The sequence below is a fragment of the Vibrio sp. 1249-1 genome (assembly GCF_033340495.1).
This window is the reverse complement of record NZ_JAWOWJ010000052.1, coordinates 1-1,506: the sequence shown is the minus strand read 5'-3', so window position 1 is coordinate 1,506 and position 1,506 is coordinate 1. Positions and strand designations below refer to the sequence as shown.

Genomic DNA, 1,506 nt, shown 5'->3' with positions numbered 1-1,506 from the left:
TCTCCAGGTCGTGAATTAGTGGTAACCGCATTGCCGCTTTACCACGTGTTCGCACTGACAGTGAACTGTTTGCTGTTTATCGAAATGGGCGGTCGTAACTTACTGATTACCAACCCGCGTGATATTCCCGGCTTTGTAAAAGAGCTGCAAAAGTACCAATTCACAGCGATCACAGGTGTGAATACCTTATTCAATGCGCTAGTGAACAATGAAGATTTCCATGAGTTGGACTTCAGTAATCTTCGCTTGGCTGTTGGTGGTGGTATGGCAGTTCAACGTGCTGTTGCTGAGAAATGGCTGAAGACCACAGGCTGCTACCTGCTTGAAGGCTATGGACTTACTGAGTGTTCACCGTTAGTTGCAGCTTACCCGCATGACTTGGTTGAGTACAACGGTTCTATCGGTCTGCCAGTTCCTTCGACAGAAGTTCGTATGGTTGATGAAGAAGGCAATGTACTGCCAAATACTGGTACAGGTGAGCTACAAGTTCGCGGCCCTCAAGTAATGCAAGGTTACTGGCAACGTCCGGAAGCAACTAAAGACACCATTAACGAAGACGGTTGGCTATCAACGGGTGACATCGTTAAGTTTGATGACGAAGGCTTCCTGCACATTGTTGACCGTAAGAAAGACATGATCTTGGTTTCTGGCTTCAACGTTTACCCGAATGAAATCGAAGACGTTGTCGCTCTGCACGGCAAAGTTCTTGAAGTGGCTGCTATTGGTCAACCGCATGAAGTGTCTGGTGAGTTGGTGAAGATCTACGTTGTAAAACGTGACCCGAGCTTAACCAAAGAAGAAGTGATTGCACACTGTCGTCAGCATCTAACGGGCTACAAGGTTCCAAAACTGGTTGAGTTCCGTGAAGACTTACCGAAGACCAACGTAGGTAAGATCTTACGTCGTGTACTTCGTGAAGAGAACGACGCAGAACTGGCAAAGAAAAGCGCGTAAGCCGATTTCGTTGAGTCGCCAGAATTAAAAAATGATAGAATGCCAGCGTTTTGCTGGCATTTTTTATAGCGAGAAGCATGTGAATTATCAGATTATTACTAAAAACAAAGACCTAGAACAAGTTTGTGCTCAAGCAAGAGACGCAGATGTCGTAATGCTGGATACCGAGTTCGTACGTATCAGGACTTTTTATCCGCAACTAGGTTTGATTCAGCTTTTCGACGGCAAGCACTTGTCCCTTATCGATCCGACAGAATTAACGGACATGACATCTTTCATCGAACTATTGAAAGATGCTTCGGTACTTAAAGTGCTTCACGCCTGTGGCGAAGATTTAGAAGTATTCCAAAATGCATTTGGTTGTACGCCATTTCCAATGGTCGATACACAGTTAATGGCGGCGTTTCTTGGCCACGGGCTGTCAACAGGTTTCGCAACGCTGGTGGAAGAATACTTAGGTGTTGCGTTGGACAAGAGTGAATCTCGCACCGACTGGATGGCTCGTCCTCTCACGCAAAAGCAACTTGATTATGCAGCGGCAGACGTTCACTA

Annotated in this window: 1 protein-coding gene and 1 pseudogene; both read left to right on the top strand. The window is 46.1% G+C overall.

Annotated elements, in window-relative coordinates:
- Window positions 1-954: AMP-binding protein (locus tag R7Z50_RS24140; protein ID WP_318149301.1), on the top strand; the 954-nt coding region annotated here is incomplete at its 5' end.
- Window positions 955-1,033: 79 nt separating this feature from the next.
- A pseudogene (locus tag R7Z50_RS24135) lies at window positions 1,034-1,506 on the top strand (ribonuclease D); the annotation flags it as partial.